Origin of the sequence: Pedobacter sp. B4-66 (genome assembly GCF_018492665.1) — a bacterium.
Classification (GTDB): domain Bacteria; phylum Bacteroidota; class Bacteroidia; order Sphingobacteriales; family Sphingobacteriaceae; genus Pedobacter.
This window is the reverse complement of sequence record NZ_JAFVME010000003.1, coordinates 134,477-159,210: the sequence shown is the minus strand read 5'-3', so window position 1 is coordinate 159,210 and position 24,734 is coordinate 134,477. Positions and strand designations below refer to the sequence as shown.

The 24,734-nt window shown below is 37.5% G+C and carries 25 protein-coding genes and 1 tRNA gene; 12 read left to right on the top strand and 14 right to left on the bottom strand.

Translation table 11 applies throughout. The annotated features are described in order from the left end of the window. Position 1 precedes the first annotated feature (1 nt). The 9 genes from J1905_RS05210 to J1905_RS05170 all read right to left on the bottom strand — a co-directional run bounded on the left by J1905_RS05210 (position 2) and on the right by J1905_RS05170 (position 8,080). The gene (locus J1905_RS05210) at positions 2 to 1,639 is read right to left on the bottom strand and encodes a hypothetical protein (protein WP_214226172.1); all 1,638 of its coding nucleotides are present in this window, start codon (positions 1,637 to 1,639) and stop codon (positions 2 to 4) included. Positions 1,640 to 1,657: 18 nt separating this feature from the next. Next, on the bottom strand, positions 1,658 to 1,996 hold the full coding sequence (locus tag J1905_RS05205) for a hypothetical protein (RefSeq protein WP_214226171.1): 339 nt from the start codon (positions 1,994 to 1,996) through the stop codon (positions 1,658 to 1,660). A 34-nt stretch (positions 1,997 to 2,030) separates the two neighbouring features. Next, a complete protein-coding gene (locus J1905_RS05200; RefSeq protein WP_214226170.1) occupies positions 2,031 to 3,572 on the bottom strand; it encodes a hypothetical protein in 1,542 nt (513 codons plus the stop codon). A gap of 37 nt (positions 3,573 to 3,609) precedes the next feature. Continuing rightward, on the bottom strand, positions 3,610 to 4,626 hold the full coding sequence (locus J1905_RS05195) for a TerC/Alx family metal homeostasis membrane protein (protein WP_214226169.1): 1,017 nt from the start codon (positions 4,624 to 4,626) through the stop codon (positions 3,610 to 3,612). Then, positions 4,623 to 4,934 (bottom strand): membrane protein insertion efficiency factor YidD, encoded by a 312-nt coding sequence (gene yidD, locus J1905_RS23790; protein ID WP_214226168.1) that lies wholly within the window; start codon positions 4,932 to 4,934, stop codon positions 4,623 to 4,625. The genes J1905_RS05195 and yidD overlap by 4 nt, the downstream gene beginning before the upstream one ends. Continuing rightward, positions 4,906 to 5,172: a hypothetical protein gene (locus tag J1905_RS05185; protein WP_214226167.1), complete on the bottom strand. Its 267-nt coding sequence runs from the start codon at positions 5,170 to 5,172 to the stop codon at positions 4,906 to 4,908. The genes yidD and J1905_RS05185 overlap by 29 nt, the downstream gene beginning before the upstream one ends. 311 nt (positions 5,173 to 5,483) lie before the next feature. Next, entirely contained in the window at positions 5,484 to 6,152 is a 669-nt protein-coding gene (locus tag J1905_RS05180) for a response regulator (protein ID WP_350027968.1), read from the bottom strand. A gap of 6 nt (positions 6,153 to 6,158) precedes the next feature. Beyond that, the gene (locus J1905_RS05175; protein ID WP_214226166.1) at positions 6,159 to 7,853 is read right to left on the bottom strand and encodes a tetratricopeptide repeat-containing sensor histidine kinase; all 1,695 of its coding nucleotides are present in this window, start codon (positions 7,851 to 7,853) and stop codon (positions 6,159 to 6,161) included. 65 nt (positions 7,854 to 7,918) lie between these two features. Continuing rightward, on the bottom strand, positions 7,919 to 8,080 hold the full coding sequence (locus J1905_RS05170) for a hypothetical protein (RefSeq protein ID WP_214226165.1): 162 nt from the start codon (positions 8,078 to 8,080) through the stop codon (positions 7,919 to 7,921). Positions 8,081 to 8,360: 280 nt separating this feature from the next. Here J1905_RS05170 and J1905_RS05165 point away from each other — a divergent pair, with 280 nt between their 5' ends. Together J1905_RS05165 and J1905_RS05160 are read left to right on the top strand one after the other, a co-directional pair. Next, a complete protein-coding gene (locus tag J1905_RS05165; RefSeq protein ID WP_214226164.1) occupies positions 8,361 to 9,134 on the top strand; it encodes a hypothetical protein in 774 nt (257 codons plus the stop codon). Between the two features lie 116 nt (positions 9,135 to 9,250). After that, positions 9,251 to 9,922 (top strand): hypothetical protein, encoded by a 672-nt coding sequence (locus tag J1905_RS05160; RefSeq protein WP_214226163.1) that lies wholly within the window; start codon positions 9,251 to 9,253, stop codon positions 9,920 to 9,922. A gap of 225 nt (positions 9,923 to 10,147) precedes the next feature. On the opposite strand, the gene J1905_RS05155 is transcribed toward J1905_RS05160, so the two are convergent. Together J1905_RS05155 and J1905_RS05150 are read right to left on the bottom strand one after the other, a co-directional pair. Then, complete coding sequence (locus tag J1905_RS05155; RefSeq protein ID WP_214226162.1) at positions 10,148 to 10,840, bottom strand: hypothetical protein; 693 nt, start codon at positions 10,838 to 10,840, stop codon at positions 10,148 to 10,150. Positions 10,841 to 10,860: 20 nt separating this feature from the next. Beyond that, positions 10,861 to 11,766 carry a hypothetical protein gene (locus J1905_RS05150; RefSeq protein WP_214226161.1) on the bottom strand — a complete coding sequence of 302 codons (906 nt, stop codon included), beginning with the start codon at positions 11,764 to 11,766 and terminating at the stop codon, positions 10,861 to 10,863. Between the two features lie 145 nt (positions 11,767 to 11,911). Here J1905_RS05150 and J1905_RS05145 point away from each other — a divergent pair, with 145 nt between their 5' ends. From J1905_RS05145 to J1905_RS05100, 10 genes are all read left to right on the top strand, one after another. Continuing rightward, positions 11,912 to 12,142 carry a hypothetical protein gene (locus tag J1905_RS05145; RefSeq protein ID WP_214226160.1) on the top strand — a complete coding sequence of 77 codons (231 nt, stop codon included), beginning with the start codon at positions 11,912 to 11,914 and terminating at the stop codon, positions 12,140 to 12,142. Positions 12,143 to 12,145: 3 nt separating this feature from the next. Continuing rightward, positions 12,146 to 12,787, top strand: a complete 642-nt coding sequence (locus tag J1905_RS05140) for a hypothetical protein (protein WP_214226159.1) — start codon at positions 12,146 to 12,148, stop codon at positions 12,785 to 12,787. 98 nt (positions 12,788 to 12,885) lie between these two features. Then, positions 12,886 to 13,905 (top strand): glycoside hydrolase family 5 protein, encoded by a 1,020-nt coding sequence (locus J1905_RS05135; RefSeq protein WP_214226158.1) that lies wholly within the window; start codon positions 12,886 to 12,888, stop codon positions 13,903 to 13,905. Positions 13,906 to 14,105: 200 nt separating this feature from the next. Continuing rightward, positions 14,106 to 14,858, top strand: coding sequence for a hypothetical protein (locus J1905_RS05130; RefSeq protein WP_214226157.1), 753 nt, complete (start codon positions 14,106 to 14,108; stop codon positions 14,856 to 14,858). A gap of 683 nt (positions 14,859 to 15,541) precedes the next feature. Continuing rightward, the gene (locus J1905_RS05125; protein WP_214226156.1) at positions 15,542 to 17,032 is read left to right on the top strand and encodes a DUF4231 domain-containing protein; all 1,491 of its coding nucleotides are present in this window, start codon (positions 15,542 to 15,544) and stop codon (positions 17,030 to 17,032) included. Beyond that, a complete protein-coding gene (locus J1905_RS05120; RefSeq protein ID WP_214226155.1) occupies positions 17,029 to 18,369 on the top strand; it encodes a hypothetical protein in 1,341 nt (446 codons plus the stop codon). Before J1905_RS05125 ends, J1905_RS05120 begins: the two co-directional genes overlap by 4 nt. A gap of 39 nt (positions 18,370 to 18,408) precedes the next feature. After that, a complete protein-coding gene (locus J1905_RS05115) occupies positions 18,409 to 19,458 on the top strand; it encodes an alpha/beta hydrolase (RefSeq protein WP_214226154.1) in 1,050 nt (349 codons plus the stop codon). After that, a complete protein-coding gene (locus J1905_RS05110; protein ID WP_214226153.1) occupies positions 19,442 to 20,008 on the top strand; it encodes an alpha/beta hydrolase in 567 nt (188 codons plus the stop codon). The genes J1905_RS05115 and J1905_RS05110 overlap by 17 nt, the downstream gene beginning before the upstream one ends. Positions 20,009 to 20,057: 49 nt before the next feature. Then, on the top strand, positions 20,058 to 20,747 hold the full coding sequence (locus J1905_RS05105) for a hypothetical protein (protein WP_214226152.1): 690 nt from the start codon (positions 20,058 to 20,060) through the stop codon (positions 20,745 to 20,747). Positions 20,748 to 20,826: 79 nt separating this feature from the next. Further along, positions 20,827 to 21,261 (top strand): VOC family protein, encoded by a 435-nt coding sequence (locus J1905_RS05100; RefSeq protein ID WP_214226151.1) that lies wholly within the window; start codon positions 20,827 to 20,829, stop codon positions 21,259 to 21,261. 19 nt (positions 21,262 to 21,280) lie between these two features. Here the strand turns inward: J1905_RS05100 and J1905_RS05095 are convergent, their stop codons facing one another. The 3 genes from J1905_RS05095 to J1905_RS05085 all read right to left on the bottom strand — a co-directional run bounded on the left by J1905_RS05095 (position 21,281) and on the right by J1905_RS05085 (position 24,331). Next, positions 21,281 to 22,702, bottom strand: a complete 1,422-nt coding sequence (locus J1905_RS05095) for an RtcB family protein (protein WP_214226150.1) — start codon at positions 22,700 to 22,702, stop codon at positions 21,281 to 21,283. A 40-nt stretch (positions 22,703 to 22,742) separates the two neighbouring features. After that, positions 22,743 to 23,837 (bottom strand): slipin family protein, encoded by a 1,095-nt coding sequence (locus J1905_RS05090; protein ID WP_250318010.1) that lies wholly within the window; start codon positions 23,835 to 23,837, stop codon positions 22,743 to 22,745. A 434-nt stretch (positions 23,838 to 24,271) separates the two neighbouring features. Next, positions 24,272 to 24,331, bottom strand: a tRNA-Ser gene (locus tag J1905_RS05085). Positions 24,332 to 24,734: the final 403 nt, after the last annotated feature.

Here is a 24,734-nt window from a genome sequence, read left to right as displayed (position 1 = left end):
GTTAATTAAGGTTGAAATTTTGTGAAATGGTTAGTGCATTATAGATGTGAGCCAGAAACTTCTCTTTTGTCGTATTTACTTTCTGTTCATCTTTTGGTCCGCTATTGATCAGTTTCTTTACAAAAGAATCGTACCTACTGCCAAAGAGCCCGCCTTTAGGCCAATGGTGCCTATCATCTTGAAATATGGCACCCACATCAATACTCTTCAATTCATTTCTGTTGCTTACAAAGGCTTTGCTGTCAAAGATGAATTTACCCGGAGCAACCGTACCTCTAACCTGATAAAGCCAGCCTGGAATGAACTTCGTGTCGTTAAATGAATACGCGAATAATTTAAAATATTCATTGATCTCTTTACATTCAATATCAGTTATGGTACTATACTGATCTAATTTCTGTTCCTGACATCTATTGACAAATCCTTTGATACCGATATCACCATCCGCGGCTCCATTTAAGGATAAGGAGATGTGGGCTAAAGAGAACAGGGCACCTAGTCTGTTTACAAAGTTTTCACCAGCATTATTTTCCTTGCCCACAAAATCATCGAAGGAGAAGTTGAAGGAATTATCTTTAAACTCTACAGCTTTGTACAGGTAATCTGCCTGTTCGTTATCAAAACCTGCAGTTCTGGTAAAAAAGTCATAGGCTGCACAGGCACACAAGAGTTCAGTAATATGACAAGGGTTCTTTTGCTCGCTTCCTCCCGTAATGGTCTTATTTGATCCTTCACCAACTTTTTTACTCTCTATTGGCCAGCCGATATGGTACAATAATTTATAACATTTCTGGACAGTAGGATCGCTTTGATAGAACTGAAGCGCCGCCTGGCTGTTGATTGGAAAAAAAGAAGAGTCTGCTATAATACGGTCACTCTTAGCCGATTTTTGCTTTTCGTCTGGTTTGCCAAAGGTGAAGTACTCCGTCAACAGCGTAGAACCAAATTTGGCTTTAGAAAAGTCTATGCTGGACGCCCCTTTTGACCTTATTTTAACAAAGTCCTGAAGGGCTTTTGGGATTACCGGAATGGATGAGGCTCCTGTTCCGCCAAATACAGATCCAAAGATAAAAACTCTTGCATTTGCTCCAGCTAGTTCCAGCTTTGTCATAAAGGCTTCCAGTTCCCGCTCTTCGATTTGAACATTGGTGCCTTTTAAAATATTTCTGGCTGCCTCAACTATTCCATGATACATGAGCATAGAACCAAGATGTGTCTGAGCTCTGTAACCATGTGCCAAATCGAACTCCTGTACGGTGTCATTATCCAAAAACAGATCGGAGATCAGCTTATTGGCTTTTTGCTGTTCAGGAGATCCTGTTGATAGTTTACTGAGGTTTTTATAACTTTCTCTGCCCGCAGCCGAGTAATTAGTCCAGAACCTGTGGAGGTTTAATTTTGCGGAGAAAAAAGTATTTGCATTAGGCGTGCCTCCACCGGAAGCTCCGGTAGTCTTAATCCTGCTGTACAAAGTAATCAGCTCTTCTACCCTTGCCTTATTTCCGTTATTTTGATCTGTATCCAGGGTAAGCACTTCGATTTCCTGATTGTCGAACATGCCGATGCTGCACAAATGCGTAAAGGACTCCAGGCAGCGCATACCAGTACCACCGATGGCGATGACAAATAATTTATCCATGATATTCTTTTTATAGGGTTAAAACCAGTGACCGATTTTGCCGTTTTTAAAGACCTTGCTCAACACGAACCCGGCGATGATATAGACAAAAAAACCAACTGCCGTGCCTATTCCTAATGCAGCAATATATTTATTGACGATCATGATGTTCGCATCCGGTTTGAATATACAATAGCCCAGCAGGTAAATCACCACAGGGTTTAAAAGTGCCAGAACCCAAAACCAGGTTTTGCGTTTCTGAGCATCTTTAGGCCTACTTCCTCCCTCAAATTTTATAGCGGTTGAAATAAAGGCAGCCAGCAATAGAAAGATAAATGCGATACCAATTGAAATGATGTAAGCGGATACGGATTGCATATGAATGTAATTTAAGGTGTTTGGTTGAGGTTAATTATTGTTCTGTTGTTTTAATGTAGTAGGAGTAAATTACCTGGTTATCAGGTTTGAGATCCTGCAATGTGTTAACAATAGATTCGCGAAGCGCTGTGTTTGGTACACCACTTACGTTGATCCATTTAAACTGATCGAGAATGGGGTTCGATAAATTCGGTTGAGCACTTTTAAGAACCACATCTACCCTTATTAAGCCTTTAGGATTTTGAATATTCTTAACGTTAAACTTAGGATCGAATGAAACACCCAATTCGGTCTTCTTCTTATCGCTGCCTTTCGTATTCTTAAAAAGCAGTTGGTTGAGTGTGAACACTTCAGTTTGAGCAACGGGATTTTTAGGGCTAAATTTCCATTCCGCTTTCAGGGAACCATCAGGATTATAGCATCCTATGGCTATCGGGTCTGTTTCATTGTCAGCAAATTTAGCTTCGCCATCATTTCCTTTGCTGAGTTTGGGTTTATGGTTTTTCGCTTCCAGGCATTTAGAGAATTGCTCAAAATCTTCCGACACATCGTATACCTTTACCTCAAAATCACCATATAAGTAACTATCTTCATTACTTAAGTCAATCAGCAATTTTCTAAAAAAGTCGTTAAACTGGTTCTGTTCTTTATAACTGTCGTGGAGTTCAGCAATAGTTTCCCAATTTACTCCCAGGGGGTAAAACTCAAAATTGCTCCTCTTTTTTTGACCATTTACATAACCATCCTTCAAGTCCAGGACATTCTTTGTGCCTTCGGATTTTCCATTTGCATCATAGAAGATACCACCGGTTTTTTCGCCGGAATAATCTGTGCTTAGTTTAAATGACTTAGTGGAAAGATCAAATTTTGCATTAAGAAGTGATAGCTTCGGTTCCAGCTTACTCAGTAGGCTTTGCGCATTTGAAGTTCCGTAGCTAAAGACAGTAAAATAAATGTGCTTGGTCACTTTACCCTCAGCATAGTTTGCGACGAAGAAATGTATTGAGTTTCCTTTTGCCAGCCACTTTGAGAATGGAATCTTTAAATAAGCTGTACTGGTAACTTCTTTATCACTCTGAAATTCTTCGAAATCAGTGATCAACAAGGCATCATTATTTGATGCAACGATTTTCTCTACAGCCTTCTGGATCGGAGCTCGCTTATTAAGGTATTCCTTAGGGTCATTAACTTTTTGGCCCAGCTCAGTAGAGTTCGTTACCTCTAATGGCGTGACCTCCCCGCTAACTAACCTATAGACATCAAATTTATCTGCTAGGATTGCGTTAAAGCAATCCCCCGTTAAATTCTTGATTTCCGGGTTTGCAAATGCAGTATGCATGCCTGCTGAAAAATCTATGTAAAGAGCTATATTTCCACTTTTGCCGGTATTCAAGTTTGCGAATGTGGCGTTATGATAGGCTTCAATCTTATTGCCTAGTCCAACAGCATATGGATCGAATTCTGAAAATGGATCTTCAGCTGGCTGATTATTCTTATTATTGCATCCATAGCTTCCAATGATCATGAATATCACCATGGCATTAAAAACTGCATAATTTGTGTATTTCTTTTTCATTACTTTATATGTTAATTCCTGATTTATCTATAAGACTTTAAGGATTTTCCGAGGCCTCCTCAATTGCCGCTTCCGGGAAGATTATAGAAAGGAGTACCGAGAGGCACAAAACTGCACCAATCACCAGGAGAGAATAAATCGACTCGATGTGGTAAAATGGTGCGATGATCATCTTCAAGCCAATGAAGGAAAGAATAATGGCCAATCCATATTTCAGCTTGCTAAACAAATGAATGAAGTTATCCAGAAGAAAGAAAAGAGCTCTTAATCCTAGTATGGCAAAGATGTTGGACGTATACAGGATAAACGGATCATTAGAGATGGCAAAGATTGCTGGGATCGAATCCACAGCGAATAGCAAGTCAGTGAACTCAATGACTGCAACAACTACTAAAAGAGGAGTTGCGAGTTTCTTTCCATTCTGGATTGTAAAGAATTTATCGCCATCATATTTATCACTCACACTAAAGAATCTGCGGATTAATTTTGCGCCCCTCGTGTTATTATAGTCCTCTTCATCATCGTCATCTCCGGAAGACCAGGATTTAATCCCAGCATAGACCAGAAATAAACCAAAGAGTGTCATGATGATATTGATATCATATTTTAGGCCTGCAAGGCCAAACAGGGCAAGCAGCTTATTCAGGTAGGTCAGTTCTATTAAAAATGCACCGGAAAAAATAAAGATTGCCCTAAGAACTAATGCTCCGATAATTCCCCAGAACAACACTTTGTGCTTGTTTGAATTGGCGACATCAAAGAATTTAAAGACGAGTATGAACACAAAAAGATTGTCTACAGAAAGTGCTTTTTCGATCCAGTAAGCAGACTGGAATTCGAAAAACTTAACGGATCCGGCTACATAATAAACGAGACCACTAAAGGCCATTGCCAGACTGATCCATACAAGTGACCAGCTTACGGCCTCTTTATTGGACACGACATGGCTTTTTTTATTAAAAACGCCTAAGTCCAGCAATAGCATAACAACAACAGCAATCGCAAAAATTATAATTAGGCCGGGATGCTCTGAGAAAATTGGGTGTTGGTTCATTTTGATCTTGTTGATATTGAATGTTCTTTTTTGATAAATCGTTCTGAAATCTCATTTTGCGGGATAATCTGGCCATTGCGGAGGATCATCAGAGTTGTGGTTTCTGTTGGGTGTTCAAATACTTTAAATCCAGCCCTGCAATTGGAAAATCGATACATGAGGGCCCGAAGACCCTCATAAAGACCGTCTTGTGACGTCTTACTGTATACATATTGAGAGCAAGTGACATTAAAGATACATGGTCGTCTTTTCTCCTTCGGAATTAAGGACCAATAGATCCTAATGACCAGAAGGAGCAGCGCTTTCATGACGAGTTTCTTTGCTAAAAACAACCATCTGGTAAGATGCCATATAACCAGGCTTCGCCCCTATTCCAAAACATCCTGAGTCTGGCTGCACATAAGTAGAAACACCCTCTAACCTAACATACTTCCAGCCCTGGTTACTGTAGCGTTCTATCAGTTTACCTAACTGCTCTGCTACAACCGCTGTAGTTTCTTTTTTCTGATCCAGGGTAGCGGTGAATGGTACTACTTTATATTCCATGATCGAAATAGCTAACTAGTATGACAAGTTGGTGAGCAGTAATAACAGCCGTCAGCTTTTGAATAGTGTCGTTTTGCGGCTGCAACGGCGTCTGCACATGAAGAGAATTCTCCTAAATACAATCTATTAGCAACATCTGGTAGACGGTAGCAAGTTTCATTGTGAACTTCATGGTCACCGTTTGATTGAGCCTTCTTGTTTACGTAATACTTTTTCATAATTTAAAAATTTTAGTTCCTAATTATGATTCGAAAGTAGGCAGGTGAAGAGAGCTTTCCTTACGGGAAACCGTAAAGTGAGAAATTAAGGTATTAGATAATTTTGAAATCTTTACAATAAGCAATAAGTTGCTCATTAGTTGAAAAGCCCAACACCTCTCTAATTAGATTGAGTCGTTTTTCAAGACTACTTAAACCAGATGGTATAATCTTGTTTTCTTGAAGATATTGTGGAATTTCTTTTTGTTTCGCGCCTTGGGCAAGCAAACGTATAATAGTTGTATCGTATGTTGTAAATGCAAATGAATTGTTTTCTCGTGTATTTTGCCTGATTTGAATAGGAAAATAAGTTTTCCCTTTAGCAATCGCCTCTATAGCTGATCTAAGCTCCTGGACATCATGACGGGCCTTACGCACATAAGCATTGATCCCAAGGTCTTTGATCAAAGAAGTAATGACTTCAGGCCTGCCCTCTGCAGAAAACACCAATATCTTTAATTCTGGTTGAATCTCTTTAACGGCCTTAATGAGAGTTGCACCATCAGTAATCTCCTGAATCGTATGGTCTTCTACAAATGAAAGATCAGTGATAAATAAATCATAAGGTTGGGCAATGCTTAATCCTTTTCGAATCCAGGATAAGGCTTGGTCACAATAGGATACATATTTAGGATCCTCAACTCCCAGATCAATTAGAGCCCGTTTAACGGATAGACTGGTATTTTCGTGATCCTCAGCAATTAATACGCGTTCGAACATCATATCTGTTTAGGTAGTAGGAAAAAAAATGTGAATACTTAATCCCCTTTCGTTATTTGAATCAAAAGTAATCTCACCACCTATACTTTGAATACGGTTTCCCGTATTGGTGAGCCCATTATTAAAGTTTGGTATCCCTTTGATGCCAATTCCATCATCAGTATAATAGATATTCAGCTGTTTTTTAATACGCTCAAACTTTATCACCACATTACTTGCAGCACTGTGCTTATCCATGTTTACCATCAGCTCCTGAAGAATGTGCATTATTTCGTATTTGGCTTGTGCACTTACCTGTTCCCATAGCTCATCCTCATTGCCAACAAGAGACACTCTTCTTTTCTGAGTGCCATAGGATGCAATGAGGCTATTAATTTTCCCTTTAAGATCAGGTTCAATAATGGGAGTTTCATCATAAGCGTCATAGGTAATGCCCCGGGATCTTTCATAGAGTATTTCTATTCTATCCAGGATTTTTTCCTTATCCAGCTCTTCCTTATTCTCAATTTCAGACATTACAGTATACAGGCCATTTGCAACAACATCATGTACCTTTTTATGAATTTTTAACTTGTTGTCCCTAATAGTATTTTCAGCCTCCAGTTCTATTTTTTGCTTCCTTTTTTTATACCAAAGCAGACCGATAACTGATCCTCCAATTATTAAAATCAATGCGCCAATAATAAGAAACCGTTGCCTGGTAATCTGATACTTCTTCTCGTTAACATCTTTCTGAAGATTTAGATTTTCGGCTTTATTCTTTTCCGTTTCATAACGAATCAGTGCAAACTGATTTTTAGCTGCACTACGGACAACCTGCACACTATCGTCAAGATGCTGGTAGATTTCAAAATAACGCTTGGTATCTTTGATTGGACTAAGCTTTATCAGCTTTTGAAGAGAGTTGAGTTGATCATCGGCACTTCTTATTGCCTGAGCAATTTTATACTTTTTATGGGTATAGAATAAGGCAGAATCTGGCTTTACATCAATATAGTAATCGACAAGATGGCCTAGACTTGCATTTTGTCCCCACAAATCCTTTTCCCGTTCTCTTATATTTAAGGCTTTTAGAAAATCTGATACTGGTTTATAAGAGGGATTTTGCATCCATTTGGTTTTCGCACTATTGGACAGTATCCGAGAATACGTGATCGGATTCCCTCTGACTCCTTTTTCACCCATTAATTTCTCAAAATATTTCAGGGCTTCGCTATACTTCCCATAACTGCTTAAATTGATCGCAATATTATTGAAATAGATCGCTCGGGAGTTTTCATTTTTCGTGAACTCGATTGATTTCAGATAAAACTGATTGGCCTCCTCATATTTTTTTAAAACATGGGCCATTTTACCCAGGTTGTTGTAGTTCGAGGATAGTATTTCTCTTTGTTCCTGAATACTAGGATTCAGATAGGCAATTGCAGAAAGTGAGATTTCCTGACTGCCAAAATAATCCCCTTTATCGCCGCTAATAATTGCCATGTTGATTAGACATTTGGCAACCTTTACTTTATCTCCATCTTTCAATGACTTCTCTTTCGCTTTATTGAAGTAAATGAAACTACTGTCCGGAAGATTATTGTCCAAAAAAAACCATGCACGATCATAGTATGCATTATCAGCCAACGGCTTTTTTTGCTTCTTTTCTTGATGGCAAGAAATGAGCAGGAACAATAGAAGAGACGTAATTAGTATTTTCAATATTTTTAATTATTCTCCTAATTTATAAAAAATGCGGGCAAAATTTCGCCCGCATTGAAAGATGACTATCTTCTAGGAGGATTGTTACCTGTTTCGCCACCATGATCACCAGGAGGAGTAACTGGAGGATCGCCAAAGGTTGTTACAGTACCGTTACCACAATCTTTTGGAGTAGTATGTTGTGGGGTTGCGAATCCCATTAATAAGGCAAATAAAAATGCAAACATTGTCAAAAATTTTAGAATTGAAATACTTGATAGGCCTCCGCGAGCCATACGCGGAGGTTACTACATTGCATTTCAGAAGCGCTTCTGAAATTTTTGGGAAGTAGATGAGATTCCATTGCGGGAGGCAATAACTGCTTCCCAAACCGATCACGTCCTACCGCAACTTCTTCTCATTTTTTGCAATCTGTTTGTACATGAGTTACGATAGCTAATCGACCCTCGAACTGATTACGAAAGCAAATGTATAGGGGCTGAAATGGTTAATTAGCAAGCGGTTCCGATGATTCCGATAAATCCGCCGGAATTCCGGAAAACCGTAAAAGAATCCGAAAATTCCGGCTACATTTACTTATCAATTATTTGGATAATGCTCGAGGATTATAAAAAGGCGGTGATTTCTAATTACCACCACAAGAAAGAAAAGGGATTACTTTCTTTAAATTTAGCACACCCCACGCCTGCAAAACTGCGGAGTGAATCTCTTGTTGCTTTAAGATCAAGAACCAAGAAGGAGGATGACGCCTTTATCAAAGATTTTTTCAATTTCGGCATCAAATCAGAGGACTATAGCCGCAGTATTGAAAGGTTTGACGCAGATAAATTAAGACCCCTAGTTAAGTTCTTAAAAGGCTTAATAGAAGACACGGACCCCAGAAACGTGGAGCTTCTGGCCTGGCTTATAGATTTCGAACCGAGACCTTATAAGTTTGGAGTAGATTATGTGGATATCAAACTGGACGAAGAACCTAGAGTTCCCGATAATAATGAGGAAGAAGAACCTGAACCGAATGGCCCTAATCCCCCCAGAAAAAACAGGTCGATAACCAAAAAGTCTATTGTGCCGATGATGGTACTTTCATTAGTAACTATCGGGGGGTATTTGTATATAGATCATGGAGCTAAGGCGTACATATGCGATAAGGGTTCTGCCAGAAAGTATCATCTAAGCGATAAGTGCCCAGCTTTGAAGAATTGTAAGGATCACTTTGTTCAAACAACCATAGCCGAGGCGGAGAAAAATGGTAAAACGCTGTGCGGTTTTGAGTTTAAGTAAATCGATGCATATGTAGTACACTGCTTTACTTATGATCAATAAGTAAGGTAAGAAAAGAACTGACCGTGATTAATCAAGAAATCATTATATTCAAATGGGTTTCCAATTATCTCTCCATGAAGAAAACAATTCCATTTATTATATTGCTCTGCTTGTGCTACTCTGCAATATTCGCGCAAGTATCCAAATCAACGAAAAAGCAACTAGCAAAAGCCAAATCAATTGCCAATTGGGAGAAGGATTACAAAGAAGAATACAGTAATTGTGCGTACTACAGTAAATACACTGCCAAACAACGCCTTGCGAAATACCCTTTTTCGAAAGCAGCAAAAGTATTGGCCGTGTCGTATAAGTATCGCGGCTTTGGTCAAGAACCAGAGGACAAACAAGATAATTCCCCTAGAAAGGGTCTATATGTCAACAATGGGGTATTGGACACAACTACATTGATCGAAATAAAACAACTAAGTAAAAAACAGATTAATGAACTTACAAGTCTAATTTTCAATACTGATTATAAGAAAAGAGATGCGACACATTTGGTATCATTTGGAAAATGTTTTGAACCCCGAAATGCTTTTATCTTTCTGAGTGCAAACGATCAAGTGCTGGATTACATTGAAATCTGCTTTACATGCAATCAAAATCAGTCCAGTTCCAATAAAATCGATATTGGTGTTTTGTGTACCCAGAAGTACCAGATGTTTAGCAACTATTTTAAGAATATTGGCGTTGTTTATGGCACTTTAGGAAGGGATTACGACGAGGAAGACATAAAAGTGGAGTAAAGACTTAAAAAAAGTCCTATGAGTTTTAAGATTGCGAATTGGATCTCATAAATAATACTAATGAAATTCGCCATAGCTCACCCTTGATTCTCTAGGCTTTACCCATTACATGGGCAAAAGCAGAAAAGGAAATCATCTGGTGCTAATGCGCAAAACGAGTAACAAAAAGCTAAATTCGGCGCTAATAAGGATGGATGATTTGATCTTACATTATAATGGATAAGCTTATTGGCTATTTAACAGTGCAATCTGTCGTCTCGCCTCAATCTCATAAAGTGTTTTAGGGTATTTTTTAAGGAATGTCTCAAAGCCCTCGACTTTCTGCTCATCAATGGCTTTGTTCCAACTACGGGCTAATAATACTGGATCATGACTAAATGAGCTACCTTCCCTCTTTAAAAAGTGGCAAAGAGTAATGAGTGTATTGTAGAAAGACCATGTTTCATAATCAGAAGGTTTATCTGATCTATGTTCAATCTTTTTAACGTGAAAGTCTACATAATTTTTTATTGTCGATTTGACGAATACCCCCACACTATCATAAATATTTACATTAATATTCGATGCGAACATGACACGAAATACAGTGACCCGCTCGTACGAGTCAATGCGTGAGACTGATATCGCTTTCTTTAGGTTGATATTATCTATTAATTCAAGAATATCCGTCCTGTTTCGGTACTTGTATACCGCCATAGAAGCTAAACGGCTACTAACCAATAAATTGAAGTTTTTTTCTGAAAATTGAACCATAACCTCCCCTTCATCATTTGTATAGGATAGGGTGTCTGCTCTAAATTGCTTCTGACTAATTTCGGCAGACAATGAATCCAGGATTTTGTAAGGAACGACCTGACTTCTTGCTGAAATTGCTAGCTGGGAAATGAATATCATGATCAGTATTATCTTCTTTAACATGCTTGATGATTTTATTATTTCTACTCTGTATAAATGAACTTTTCGATATATCCTTGAGCTACTATTTCCTTTCGCAATTCAGATGCTTCTTTAAGACAGTCTACTTCTTCATCGAAAGTCGACTGTTGTCGCAGGGTGTATTTATCAAATTCCATTTCGTTATAATTAAAGTTGTTAATATGAAGTTCTTTTGTCGTTACTGACACTTTTCCATCGACAATAAGAGCTTTTCTTCTTAAGTAAAATGTAAAAACACAGACTTCTTTTTTTTCCACAGTGTATTCAAGATAATATCTATTTGCATTGTAATACCTGACTAACTTTGGTGCCGCTTCGAAAGGTCCAATCTCCATGACAGTTTTTCCATTTTCATCAACGAAATAGCCCTTGTCGTCCGTTGCCATGTAAAACTGGGATTTCTCATCAGCAAGATTTAATATTTCTACGTATTTAGGTTCAAAAATAACCTTACCTGTTTCACTTTTCATGCCAAACCGCTTCAGGCTATAGTCATAAAATTGAATTAATTTTTTGGGGTCATCTTTCTTGGCAACTTGATTTGATTTGTCCTTGCTGGGTGTGGGACGTGGCACATTTGTAATTTCAAGTACCTTACCTGTTTTGGAGTTTTCAATTCGCTTTTTTTCTTGTGCAGCGGCAAATAACTTAGCTTTTGCCACCTTTTCCCTATCGAATTTCAACTTAGCTGCAGCTAAGTTTTTTATGTCTTCAGCTTGCTTCGCTTTAGTTTCTAACTTAAGCTCATTATCGCAAGCAGCACATCCACCTAATCCCTCTACTGAAATAAATTTGGGTTTTTTCACATATTTACACGCCGAAAAAGCTTTTAGATTATGGGATTGGGCAAAACACATGGAAGACAGGCAGGAACAAATTAGCCAGGTAAACAGTAATTTAACTATCATATGGAAAGAAATAAAAGCGTAATATATTAACCCTTACTAAAGATAAGAAATTCCCATGAGTTAAATGGAGTTATTTCATCTCGGGCCTCCCGGTATATAACAAAAAATTCTATTTTTGAATACATTCGAATTTAACGCGTATCTCATGTACTTCAAAACTATCCCCATCCCACTAGATTTAAATCAGCCTCAGGCAGAAGCATCTTTGAGAAAAGCTTCAATAAAGGAGAGCATGACGCTGGATTTCAAGTTTAAAGCTGTTGACATTGGTGCAGATAAGCTATTTTATGGTCTGGAAGGTAAAAGAGACCTGAAGCTTTTTCTTGAGATTAATATCACTTTGCACAAAATAAATAAGGCGTTTAGTAAGCCATAGAATATGGGAGCCCTTGATGCTGATAACATGCTGGAAATAGAAATTAGGCCTAACCTTTTAGACAGGGACCGGAAATTGGTCATCAGTCAGGATATTGTTACTTATGAGGATTCAAACTGGAAAGACATCCCAAATACAACATTTAACAAAGATGAGATTGAAGGTCTTAGATTCGGTGTAGAACCTATTCAAGGATATGTCTTTACTATTGGTTGTCGATACTGCGTAGACATTAAGGGTTTTGATGGCAGCCTTATGAAAATTAGATTTACATCTTTGTATGGAATCAGAAACAAAAAATTGTACGAAAAGTATATGAGTATTCTCAACGTCTTATTCAGTACCCATCAGGAAGATATTATCAACCGGCATATAGAATCATTTAATAGAAATTCATTAGTAGAAATTCTGGGAACAACTTTCAAAACAGAAGGGGTGACACTAAACGGAAATAATATACTATATGATGATTTAGGATTTAAAGAATATAAAGGATCCTACGCCCTATTTTCCAAAAGCAATCCAAAGATTTATAAAGTTTATAGCTATTTAAAGGACTGGAATTCTGCAGTGGTTTACAGTATTTCAAAACAGTTATTGTTGGCCAGCGCCGTAACCTCTCCAACGACAATTTCAGCCAGATGACGGTCTAAAAAATCAAATTAGGATTAACATTCCAAGGCCTGTTTTTTATCAAATGGATCCCGCTAGATAGCTATCTTGCCATTTCATCAGGTATTTACATGACAACCAGTAAACATTACATCATCAAGATTTCAGGAGTAATTCTCCTCCTGTTATCGGCAATAACATTTTGCAAAGCACAGCACGTTAACGCAGTGGCCTCACACGGAGCGTTAAAAGTTGAAGACGGTAAAATTTTAGACAGCCACAACAAACCAGCACAACTGAGGGGAATAAGTTTATCTTGGAGTATATGGGGAGGGCGAAAATATTATAATGCGGAAGTGGTCCAATGGCTAAAGAAAGATTTCAAGATCAATCTATTACGGGTTTCCATGGCGGTTGAGCCCGACAACGGGTATTTGAAAGATCCCATCGGTCAGGAAAAGCTCATTACAGCAGTTATTGATGCAGCGTTAAAAGAAGGGATATATGTTTTAATAGATTGGCACGATCACCATGCAAATGTGAATGTAAAGGAAGCCAAATCCTTTTTTAAAAAGATGTCGGCAAAATATTCAGGTGTTCCTAATGTTATTTATGAAATATGGAATGAACCTGAGCGCATAGCATGGAAAGAGGTAAAGGCTTATGCCTTGGATGTTATCGCCGAAATACGTAAAAATGATAAGGAAAACATTATTGTAGTTGGCAGTCCCAGTTGGGATCAGGATATCGACATAGCGGCAAAAGATCCCATTAAAGGTTTCAAAAACATTGCTTATTCTTTTCATTTCTACGCATCTGATCCTAACCATCAGGAGAAATTGATGAAGAAAGCAGATGAGGCGCTTAATCTTGGGCTTCCTGTTATAGTGACCGAATGGGGAGTTGGAGAATCTAACGGAAATGGCATATTTGATCAGCAAAAAAGCGATAAATGGCTGAATTGGATGGAACAGCACAAGCTAAGCTTTGCCAACTGGAACCTAACTGACAAAAAAGAAACGACCGCGCTGCTTTTACCCGGCGCCTCGGCCTACGGACAATGGCCATCGACCATGCTTACGCCAGCCGGAATTTATATCAGACAGTGGCTCATTAAGCTTAATGAAATTCAGACCAAGAATGATAAGTGAACTACCTTTATATAGTTCTATGGAAAGTGGGAGAAAATTCAGGCTTTGTATCCTTTTATTTGCTCATATTACATGAACGATGAACGAGTTTCCTTTGAATGAACATGCCATAATTCTAATTTGAGATATTCGAAAACATAGTAAACGCGTAGTTGTTATTAATTTAATGATAAAAATTTCGCACCACTATTTAAAGTATTATGGAGATTATTATTGATAAATACAATTTAAATAGGGCGATTTCAGAGAATAAAGATAAATACAATACTTTCTGTTCTATTATAAACTATACTGACTCATCTTTACACTCGGTACCTTCAAAAAGATCAATAAATATTGAAAAATACTTGAATCTCAATGAACGAGAAAAGTTACGAGAGTCTTCACATTTAGTTTTAATTGGAGAAAATTTAGACTACAATAAACCAGCACAACATCTGTTTTCAAATCTTAAATTAAATGAATTTCCCTCACTTAATTTAAAGCTAGATTTTTACAGATCCATAGAAGATTTCATTGTTAATTACGCACCACTAGTTCAATACATAAATGAAGACTGGATATTCACCAATTTAGATTACACATCAATTGGTGAATCTGTTGTGAATTATTTAAATTCATTTAATCAATTCAAAATACAAAATTGGCTTAAATTATTTACAGATTCAAAAGTTAGTAATTACACTATATTATCTTATAACCATCTACATGACGGCAATGAAAGTAGAACTATTTGCGAGCTATCTAAAAATCTTTATAAAATTAATCTGCCTATCGAGGCAGAACTGGAAATCCAAACAATCCATGGAAGTAAAAAAGTAATTACAACCGAATACTTCGCTCATCTCACATTAGAAATAATAACATGTGACAAAAGAATAATTGATCTTCAAATTAGCTGCATAAAACTACTTTCACCTATTTACGAGCACCCGGATTTGTCAATTTATTAAATGTTCATAATTAGCTGGAAAAGCTTCAGGTTAATTACTTTCAAACATTCACTGTAATATATTTATCTTTAAGCAATTAATGCTGAAAATTGCATGAAAAAGGAATCGCCATCGGAGCTAACTCTACTAATCTAAGACATACTGCTCCATTGATTAATAATATTTATTTACTCATCAGACATAATCATACACCTGAAGAAAGAAATCTTAATAGAATCACTTCCGATCAAGTGATTTACTGGGAATTTTCGGTGTGATTCTTAAAGAAAACTCCTTTAAAGTTCTTAGGTTCAATTTATATGGATAAGAGATAATTTTTATTGTATAGATTAAGGACTAAGCACCTTTTTCATAAACAGTACTTTTTTGACCACTAGCAGGTTGTCGTATTTCGTTTCACTAAATATCTTTGACGATAAGATTCCCAAATTTCTATGACGATGCTCCGATTAAGTTTGAAGTAAGGTTTTTAGCATTGTTTCAGTTAGTAGCGCCTTTACTTGTAAACTGCTCCTTATCTAAAGTACATTCTAAATCAAACCGCCTCATGAAATCGCCCTGATCATTTTCCAATTCTCTGGCCTTGACGCCTGACTTATGCTTTCATAGAATATCAATTATTCTATGAAGTCCATTTTACTTATTTAAGTTTTCTTTAATTCAGCTAGATTAAATTCATACAAATGGCTCAATCAAATAATAATTTGGAAAAACTCTTGAAAGAGAGAATGAAAGAATATGAAGATCTTATCCATCTGCTACCACTTGACGAATCAAAGAAGCAGCAGATCAATGTATGCTTTATAAATTTCATTAAAATCATAGAGAGACTTGCGGATAAACACTTGTTCTTAAATACCGTCACCAACATTACGGTAATCATCCTAAGTGCGATCGTTCCAGTTTTAATTAATATTAATACAGATCGAGCTGATGCCAAGCAAATTTTAATCCTGGCTACTATATTCAGTGTGGCTTTAGCCATATTGAATGGCTTTAGGCAATCCTATAAATTCAACGAACGATGGCAAAATTATAGGGAAACTGCTGAGCATTTAATCTTGGAGGGGCAAAGTTATTTTGCACTGAGTGGTAAATACTCTATTTTTCCGACTCATGATCACGCTTTTAGCAAATTCATTGAAAATGTTAATGCTTTAAGAACCAAGCAGATCGCCAGTTATATCAGTCAATTGATGACAGTTAACGACAAAGAGATCGCTAAGTCTGTCACAGAGGAAGTAAAAGCACGTCTAGTTGAAATTGATGCCGTTAAAATAGAAAATGCTATTGCCCCTATTCGATTAGAACTGATGAAAATAGAAAATGTGGTTAGTGCGCCGCTGATTTATGAGAATGGTATTCCTATCTTGAAAGTTCATGTCAATGACAATTTTAATACAGATAATCTAATTCCGAATAAAGTATATTATCAGGGAGCTGATAATTCACAAAAAGAAATTGCTGTATCCATTGTACATGATGTGAACCCAACAACTCATGGATTAGTTGCCCCCGGGGACGAAATTGCCAATGATAATCCGTATAAAAACTATAGCGGTTCAGCAGGTGGAAGGCTATATGATTCAAGTACCAATGAAGAATATTTTATTACCTGCTATCATGTCGTAAAATCACCAAGCCACAGTTGGGATCCATTCATACCTAACGGCAATGAGATTGTAAATATTATTAAAGATGGAAGTGTAAGGTGTGGCAAAATCATCAAAGCATTTCATGATGATAAGGTTGATGTTGCTGTTATAAAACTAATAAATAACTATCGGATACAAGGCGCAATTAATGGTATTGGTACGCCGTATTTCAAAAGGCCCCCTAATCCTAATGACAAAATCTATCAAACAAAGGTGAAAATGTATGGAGCCGTTTCTAAGTTTTCAGTTGGTTTCATAGCTGATATAGAGCAGTTGGTGAAATTAACTTATAAAAAAGTGGATTCTGAAGATTTAGAAGTCCATTTAATTCGTGATGTCATTTTTGTCCATGCCCTTTCAGATGACACCTTTTCAAAGCCTGGCGATTCAGGATCATTTGTTGTAGACGAATACAATTATTTGATCGGGATTCTTTTGGGCGGATTTAAGGATACAAGTTACGTTATACCAATTGATTCAATTCTTGATAGAACCAAAACTAAATTAACGAGATCATGAAAAAATTTTCTTTAATTACGCTCTCCCTGTTAGCTTACTTAAATACAGTTTATGGGCAAAACAATACTATTGTTGTTGGTGTAGATATGGTTGAACCAAAAACACCAACTTTTAAGGTTACCTCCGCTTTGCCGCTTACTGCTGATTTTTCTAAACCAGTAATCATAAAATTCGATGGGACTACCCTACCTGCTGGCTACAAAGTAACTAAAGCCGCAGAAACTACTGATGATCTTATTCAAGACACTGGAGACCTGAAGATTTATACAATTACTGTTAAGAATCTGAAGGCGACTGAAATTAAGTTAAAAATAGACGCTACAGATGTTCCAACTCTTGATGTAAGTATTAAAAATACAAATGTACCAAATGAAAAAATTGGAACCGGATCAGCATCTGCGGCATATAAATTCTTCAAAGCTCACTTCGGCAGTATGTTTACTGATTTCGACAATAGATACGATCGAGACGGTAACAAAGCATACTTTTTCTTTGATGAAAATGGAACTCCAGTTGGCCCAGTTCCAGTTAATGTGGATGCAGATGATTATATGATTGTTTATGTAGCTATTCCCAAAGGCACAGATGGTATATATGCCATAAAAGTTGAAGGTGAATACAAAGGGAAAGATCTGGTATTCAGGCCTGGTACTCCGATCCCAACAGGTGCAACTCAGGGTAAGACACCGGAAGAGGACACCGGTTATGATTATATTATTGGAGAAGCTGGACCATTTTCTCCTGAAAAAGCTACAATTAAAATATTCAAAATGGGTGATGAACTATCCAGCCTGAATGTACCAATAAACGAACTCTATCATGGAGCTTTTGGAGTTTCATTTATTTCAACTAGGTTGGAAAAACCTGTTTTTGATGTTTTTCCGATCAATGGGACTGATGACAATACCATTAATACCACGAATAAAGGCATTCGAACTCTGGTTACATTCAACTATATCTTTTACTGGAAGCCATCTATAGACTGGCTGGAAGGAAAATTAAAGAAATCCTCTAACATTACCCGAGGACGAGATGTTTTAAAGGAAGCAACTTTCTTGGAGAGGTTGAATCCAATGTTCGGCGTGTCAATTAATAGCGAATGGAGAGAAAACTTCTTTGTTGGTGGCAACTTTGAATTTGTCAGAGGAGGTAGCATCTCAGCTGGTTATCACTATGGAAAAATACAACAGTTGGTAGATAAAAGTTTTGTGCTGGGACAAGATGTATTTACAGGTACAAAGGCTGATATAAAACTAACGGATGCGTGGAAATGGGATTTCTTTTTTGGCCTTACATTGGATACTAGGATTTTCAGCAGAATCTTTGCAAGAAATTAAAATAAATATGTTTTAAACCATTTCTCAATTGCAAAAAAAATGGATTTAGATTTTTCTTTTGAAATTACGTCTTTATCATTTCCGCCAGACTTCAAAATCTATGTGGATGATCACTTAATTGAAGGTAGTCAGTCAGGTGAATTCCAAGAAAAGACAAAATTGTATTACCAATTAATTGACTGCGATAAACCTCTTATCTTCATCAGAAGCGTTTTGCAAAAGGGAGATAACGTTGTCATCCACGTAAAATCAAGTAACAGGAAAGGATTTCCTAAACTACATAAGGACATTTATAAAACAGATGAAACTGAACACTTATTTATAATCCTTGTTAATGGTGGTTTGAATCCTCTTGCCGATAGCATGGATCCAACTGAATCCAGTTTCAACGATCCGTTGCCACCTCCGGGTTCGTTTCATATTAAAAAAGATAATAATGGACTCCCAACCAACCAAAGTAATGGATCTAAAGATGATCCTTTTCGAAATTTAGATCTGGGTGGATTGATATTGCATAAAGGTTCTTCTAAAAAACATAACCCTATGGACGGCGGAATCTTAGATAAGCTCAAGGGGCTTTTCCAAGACAACGATAGTTACGAAAGATACAAACAGCCTCCTTTTGAAGGAAACCTTACTCTAGTAAAGAAGAATGGCGAGAACGCTGAAATTGAAGTATACTATGCTACTGAACGCAACCTAAAAGACTCCAAAAACCCAAAGATTATAAAATTTGGCAATAACAGGGCTGATATTAGTTTAGGTGTTTGTAAAGTGAATATCCCCAAAAAAAAGAGGCAGGGTGAAATTCCCAGACCAACCTGGTGGAAATTCGAGTTCAAAGCTAGCCCAGATAAACATATGCTGATTCTGGAATCAAAGCTCTTGGAGCCAAAAACCTTTTTTGAAACACTTCAAGCTAAAGTTCAGGCTTCAAAAGAAGCATTCGTATTTGTACATGGCTTTAATGTAAGTTTTGATAAGTCCATACTTCAGGCAGCACAGATTGCACATGACCTTAACTTTCAGGGCGCTCCCATCGTCTATAGCTGGCCATCAAAAAAAAAAACTATTGGGCTATGTTGTTGATGGCGAAAACAGCAACTATAGCGTCAAAAACATCGTAATGTTCTTAAAAGACGTACAGCAAAAAACCGGAGCCGAGAAAATACATCTCATTGCCCACAGTATGGGCAACAGAGCATTGACAGATGCCCTGATGCTATTGCACCAAGAAGAATTCCACAAAACATTTTTATTCAATCAAATCATACTAGCTGCTCCCGATATTGATGCACAGCTATTTTTAAGAGATATTGCCCCAAAAATTATCAACTGTTCAGGTAGGGTTACCATTTATGCTTCATCAAAAGATAAAGCATTGAAAGTTTCTAAAAAACTTCATGGCAATCTGAACAGAGTCGGACAGATAACCGATCAGATTTTAACCATCAAAGGCATTGATACAATTGATGCAAGTAAAGTAAGAACAGACTTGCTTGGACACGGTTACTTTTCCAGTACAGCACCTTTGATCCAGGACATCTTTCATTTGACTAAAAATAACCTTTCGCCGCAAGAAAGGAATTTAAAGAAGATTCAAACAGATAATGGCCTATACTGGGCGTTTAACGACTGAGTAAAATCATTTATAATTAGAGTTTTTGATAATCAAAACAACTAACCACATGGCAGATAGCTCATCAAGTGAAATCATAAAAATAATTCTTTGGACAACTGATAAACTATTACAGTTAATGGGACTGGATTATCAAACAGGAAAGGATAGATATGAAAACATTTTTAGCCCGGCATTTTTGGCGATGCAGGAAATTCATGAAAACTACATTTCCTTAATCAATAAAGTGATGGAATTATTACCAACCGATATTGATGAAAAGTATGCGTATATAAATGAGTTTGACAGAGATTTAAAAATTACGAAATATGGTGTCAAAGTAGAAATTGGTTCTGATAAATACTTACAAAATAAACTGGCTTCAATTGAACTGGTATTAAGAGAGCGAAAACTAAATAATAATGCTCGAATTGACGCTAGAACTAACTCGGCAGAAATAATTAAGAAGGCCCATAATAAATTTGAAAAGAGGTTTTGCTGGGCTGTAATAAATTACTTTTTAGGGCAAAGTATTTTTGAAGATAAAGTTGCTGAAGAAGAATTTTTGGAAAGATTAAAAACACAAGGTTTTCATCAAGAAATTAATACGCCTTCAGTCCTTATAAAGGATAAACTTCTTTCAGAAAAAGATACCAAGAAATCAAGAGATTATTTGATACAAGTAAAACGTAGTTTAGATCAAGGTTTTTTAGAAATTACTCATGCATACGGGCATTTAAAAAGAAATACCTATAAATAAGCAAATCAGGAGTGATTGAAGGCTGAAAAGTAATGCTTATATTAGAAATACTAATTGGCAACAAAAAAACAGAAAACTCATGGCAACAACAAACACATACCTAAACTTCAATGGAGATTGTGAAGCTGCATTTAACTTCTATAAATCTATATTTGGAGGAGAATTTAACTATATCGGACGCTTTGGTGAAATGCCTGAGACTGAAGGGTACACTGTACCGGAAACGGATAAAGGTAAGGTGATGCATGTATCACTACCTATCGGTAGTTCTATCCTGATGGGAAGCGATTGCGGCGGAGAATGGGCACCCTCATTTGTACAGGGAAATAACTTTGCCGTTTCCATATCCGCGGACAGTAAAGATGAAGCCGATCGCATTTTTAGTGCGTTGTCAGCAGACGGAAAAGTAACCATGCCATTAGCGAATACTTTCTGGGGTGATTATTTTGGAATGCTGACTGATAAATTCGGTGTGAACTGGATGATGAGTTACAATGAGCAAAGCAAAAAATAGTCGGCATTTCACATGATTATTAATCCTCACGACTACCATCGTCGGCCATCCTTACCATTTTAGGTGTGAATTTGGCTACTACATCAATCAGATCTTTTTGAGCTTCCATCACCAGATTGATGTCTTTGTAAGCCATAGGCGCCTCATCTAGGCCTGCTCCTATTAAGGTTACGTTATGGTCTTTCAATATGGCCCGCATTTCGTCCTTGGTGATACTTTTAATGGCCTTTGAACGGCTCATTTGTCTACCGGCACCATGTGAAGCTGAGTTAATCGCATCAGAAATACCTTTGCCTCTAACCAGAAAGCCTGGGGCCGTCATTGAGCCGGGAATAATTCCCATCACACCTTTGCCCGCTGGTGTAGCGCCTTTTCTATGAACAATAACTTCCTCGCCGTTCCAGGTTTCCTTCCAAGCAAAGTTATGGTGGTTTTCAACCTTTGCCAATACTTGGGCTCCTATTGCCTTACTCAGTTTGTTATGGATGATTTCATGACAGGCAGAAGCATAATCTCCGGCAAGGTTCATCGCCAGCCAATATTCCTGACCGGCTTCCGAGTTTAGGTCCAAGTAAGCCAGGTTAGCTGCTTCAGCAGGTAATTTGCAGTTTTCTTTAGCGAGCTTGGTGTAATAGCCAGCAAGGGTTGCACCAAATCCACGTGATCCTGAATGACTCAGCAAGGCTACATATTTCCCTTTTTCAATACCCAATACCTCATCTTTTTTCTCAAATTCTATAATTCCCCATTCCACAAAGTGGTTTCCACCCCCTGAGCTTCCAAGTTGGAAATAAGCTTTGTCCTTTAATTGTTTTAACATTGGGGTCGCGTTAAAACCATTGTTATCCAGGATTGCATGATCCGATTTTTCTCTTCCATGGAAGCCATGACCAGCACCAAACTTAGTATGGGCAAGCAATTCCCGTTTGTACTTTGCTTCGTTCCCATAAAAATGGCTTTCCGGGATGTCGAAAATAGAGAGCGCCATTCTGCAGCCGATGTCTACACCAACTCCGTAAGGGATAATGGCGTTTCTGGTAGCCAGTACCCCGCCAATTGGCAATCCATACCCTTGATGTGCATCTGGCATCAGTGCTCCGGCTACCGTTACAGGCAGTTTCATGGCAATGTCCATTTGTTTTCTGGCACCTTCTTCAATAAAACTTTCACCATATCGTGCATATCCATCTGAATGGACTTTTAAAGGAATCACTTCGTCTATAGGCGCGTTGGCGGCTTCAATGATTGCAGATGCCAATGGCTCCATGACTTCATCGTCCAGATAGTTTTCCGGATGATCCTTTACGTTCCCTAACAAATCGGTGGCTTCCTTAAAAGTCAGTTCATTTAATTTTAAAGCCGTTTTAATGGCTAAGCCTAATATTTCTCCTGGTTTATAACCTATGGCTAAAAGGTCATTCCCGTTTATATTTCTTTTCATTTCATTCCTTTTTAAAGGTAATGTCCTTTGAGAACATTACCTATTTTACAAAAATTTGTTTCAATTGATCTACAATTTGTCCACTACCCGACAAGCTGATATTGTTGATCTTTTCTGCAATTTTCTCTACGTATTCCATTTCTTTCAATTTGTAGAGCATTGCATTGTCTTCCATTAACTTCGCGGTATTTAACAGGCTTCTTGTAGAGGCTGTTTCTTCCCTTCTGGTGATCAGGTTGGCTTGAGCCCTTTTTTCGGCAACGAGCACCTGATTCATAATCTCCCTGATGTCTCCTGGCAATACAATGTCCTTCACGCCACAGTTGAGCAGTTCGATTCCAAGTGAGTTCACTTTACCCCCTGCAGTGGTCATGATGCCTTCGGAGATTTTTTCCTTATTCTCCATCAATTCATCAAAGGTCATTTTTCCAATAAATTCCCTTAAGGCCAACTGGATGATCACATACAATTGTTTATCGAACTCTTTGTTTTCCAACAATGCTTTGCTGGCATTTGTAACTTTGTATTGTACACTGAAATTGATTCTAAGCTGGGCTTTGTCTTTAGTCAGAATTTCCTGTCCAACAATTTCCATATTTAATTGCCTCAAATCAGTTTTCAATACCTGGATGGTCGTACTGTTTTTCCAGAACACATAATTTCCTGGCTTCAGTACGCTTTCAAATGCTCCATCTACGATCATCAAGCCCGTTTCATAGGTTTCTACTTTAAATGCTCTGATATGCGCTAACATTGGCGATTTCTCTAAAGTATTTTTATCGATTTGCTCTGTAATCACATATTTAGTCAGATCGGCAGTTAAGAAAGTATACTTATTCAAGCCTTTCCAGAATGCATACTTGCCTGCAGTCAACACCTGTTTAAAGTTGTTGTTCTGATAAACCAGTACGAGTTCCGTATCTTTTACTTCTACAACCGTTACCAGGTCCTGGAAATCTTTATTTAATAGTAAAACGTCTAATTCCACTGAAGCAATGAATGTTTTTGACATGTCATATACGACTACTGTTTCGTTGAAACCTAACCAGTAGTTCCCTGCGGTCAATACGTTTTTTAATTCTCCTTTTTTGTAAACCAATCCAACAGAATTGGTGTTAATTGTTACTCTTTTCATCTCTGTTTGGTTTTAATTGTTTGTTATTAATCCACTACTTATTGTGGGCTTATTTTTCTGTTTATTTTATAAGGCACTTAGAAAAACTTTCATTTGCTTTGTGCGGAAGAAATTTCTTTTCCTGGGTTTATTACCATTACTTGACTCAGAACATGTGAACCTTGAATGCTTTTTGTGTCAGAGCTTGAGAACGTCGGAGCGTTACCACAATTAAGTATTCAATAGTTTTCCCTGTTTAGGAACTAAGTGTGGGCAATTTTAATCAGACTTGTCCATTTCCTGCATAGCACATCGCAAATTGTCAATATCACTTTTAAAGAGTCTATTGACCGAAAGTTTTTCCTTATACCTTGCGTGGGAAATTTGAAAAGGATCCCTTCTTTTTGCTTTGGATTTTGAGCCCATTGCTTCGCTACCAATTGCGTTTCCTATTTTGGTCGGAAAGCAGGATTCGAACCTGCAATTGTTGTTACTCTAACCACTGAGTTACCCCGTTTTGATCCGGGAGCGGGAGTCGAACCCGCGACACACAACGTTAGACGATCTTTTCATTTTAAACATCAGAATATTGATGCTGATCAGCTCAATACTATGGGGCCATTGCGAAACCCTCAACTGTGGATGTTTATCCTTTAAAACCGCCATCCCCATAAGGGGGTATCTTAAAAGTACTTTTGTACTGTATATTTCTTCAAAGAACATCTGTCATTGCTGACATTACAAAGGTGCGAGTGGTATTGCGCAGCTGATTTGCGCAATAAAAAATATTTTCATTTTATAATTTAAACAACTGAATATCAGTTAAGTAATTTTATATTATTATGATTAAATGATCTGTTTCAGTCCAAATGCGCAATTCTATTGCGTAGTCCTTTGGATTTTATAGCTTTACGTATG

What these genes read in the sequence shown, in the direction of transcription:
- J1905_RS05210 (WP_214226172.1), bottom strand. Translation starts at nt 1,639, where the DNA reads ATGGATAAATTATTTGTCATCGCCATCGGTGGTACTGGTATGCGCTGC.
- J1905_RS05205 (WP_214226171.1), bottom strand. Translation starts at nt 1,996, where the DNA reads ATGCAATCCGTATCCGCTTACATCATTTCAATTGGTATCGCATTTATC.
- J1905_RS05200 (WP_214226170.1), bottom strand. Translation starts at nt 3,572, where the DNA reads ATGAAAAAGAAATACACAAATTATGCAGTTTTTAATGCCATGGTGATA.
- J1905_RS05195 (WP_214226169.1), bottom strand. Translation starts at nt 4,626, where the DNA reads ATGAACCAACACCCAATTTTCTCAGAGCATCCCGGCCTAATTATAATT.
- yidD (WP_214226168.1), bottom strand. Translation starts at nt 4,934, where the DNA reads ATGAAAGCGCTGCTCCTTCTGGTCATTAGGATCTATTGGTCCTTAATT.
- J1905_RS05185 (WP_214226167.1), bottom strand. Translation starts at nt 5,172, where the DNA reads ATGGAATATAAAGTAGTACCATTCACCGCTACCCTGGATCAGAAAAAA.
- J1905_RS05180 (WP_350027968.1), bottom strand. Translation starts at nt 6,152, where the DNA reads ATGATGTTCGAACGCGTATTAATTGCTGAGGATCACGAAAATACCAGT.
- J1905_RS05170 (WP_214226165.1), bottom strand. Translation starts at nt 8,080, where the DNA reads ATGTTTGCATTTTTATTTGCCTTATTAATGGGATTCGCAACCCCACAA.
- J1905_RS05165 (WP_214226164.1), top strand. Translation starts at nt 8,361, where the DNA reads ATGATTCCGATAAATCCGCCGGAATTCCGGAAAACCGTAAAAGAATCC.
- J1905_RS05160 (WP_214226163.1), top strand. Translation starts at nt 9,251, where the DNA reads ATGAAGAAAACAATTCCATTTATTATATTGCTCTGCTTGTGCTACTCT.
- J1905_RS05155 (WP_214226162.1), bottom strand. Translation starts at nt 10,840, where the DNA reads ATGTTAAAGAAGATAATACTGATCATGATATTCATTTCCCAGCTAGCA.
- J1905_RS05150 (WP_214226161.1), bottom strand. Translation starts at nt 11,766, where the DNA reads ATGATAGTTAAATTACTGTTTACCTGGCTAATTTGTTCCTGCCTGTCT.
- J1905_RS05145 (WP_214226160.1), top strand. Translation starts at nt 11,912, where the DNA reads ATGTACTTCAAAACTATCCCCATCCCACTAGATTTAAATCAGCCTCAG.
- J1905_RS05140 (WP_214226159.1), top strand. Translation starts at nt 12,146, where the DNA reads ATGGGAGCCCTTGATGCTGATAACATGCTGGAAATAGAAATTAGGCCT.
- J1905_RS05135 (WP_214226158.1), top strand. Translation starts at nt 12,886, where the DNA reads ATGACAACCAGTAAACATTACATCATCAAGATTTCAGGAGTAATTCTC.
- J1905_RS05130 (WP_214226157.1), top strand. Translation starts at nt 14,106, where the DNA reads ATGGAGATTATTATTGATAAATACAATTTAAATAGGGCGATTTCAGAG.
- J1905_RS05125 (WP_214226156.1), top strand. Translation starts at nt 15,542, where the DNA reads ATGGCTCAATCAAATAATAATTTGGAAAAACTCTTGAAAGAGAGAATG.
- J1905_RS05120 (WP_214226155.1), top strand. Translation starts at nt 17,029, where the DNA reads ATGAAAAAATTTTCTTTAATTACGCTCTCCCTGTTAGCTTACTTAAAT.
- J1905_RS05115 (WP_214226154.1), top strand. Translation starts at nt 18,409, where the DNA reads ATGGATTTAGATTTTTCTTTTGAAATTACGTCTTTATCATTTCCGCCA.
- J1905_RS05105 (WP_214226152.1), top strand. Translation starts at nt 20,058, where the DNA reads ATGGCAGATAGCTCATCAAGTGAAATCATAAAAATAATTCTTTGGACA.
- J1905_RS05100 (WP_214226151.1), top strand. Translation starts at nt 20,827, where the DNA reads ATGGCAACAACAAACACATACCTAAACTTCAATGGAGATTGTGAAGCT.
- J1905_RS05095 (WP_214226150.1), bottom strand. Translation starts at nt 22,702, where the DNA reads ATGAAAAGAAATATAAACGGGAATGACCTTTTAGCCATAGGTTATAAA.
- J1905_RS05090 (WP_250318010.1), bottom strand. Translation starts at nt 23,837, where the DNA reads ATGAAAAGAGTAACAATTAACACCAATTCTGTTGGATTGGTTTACAAA.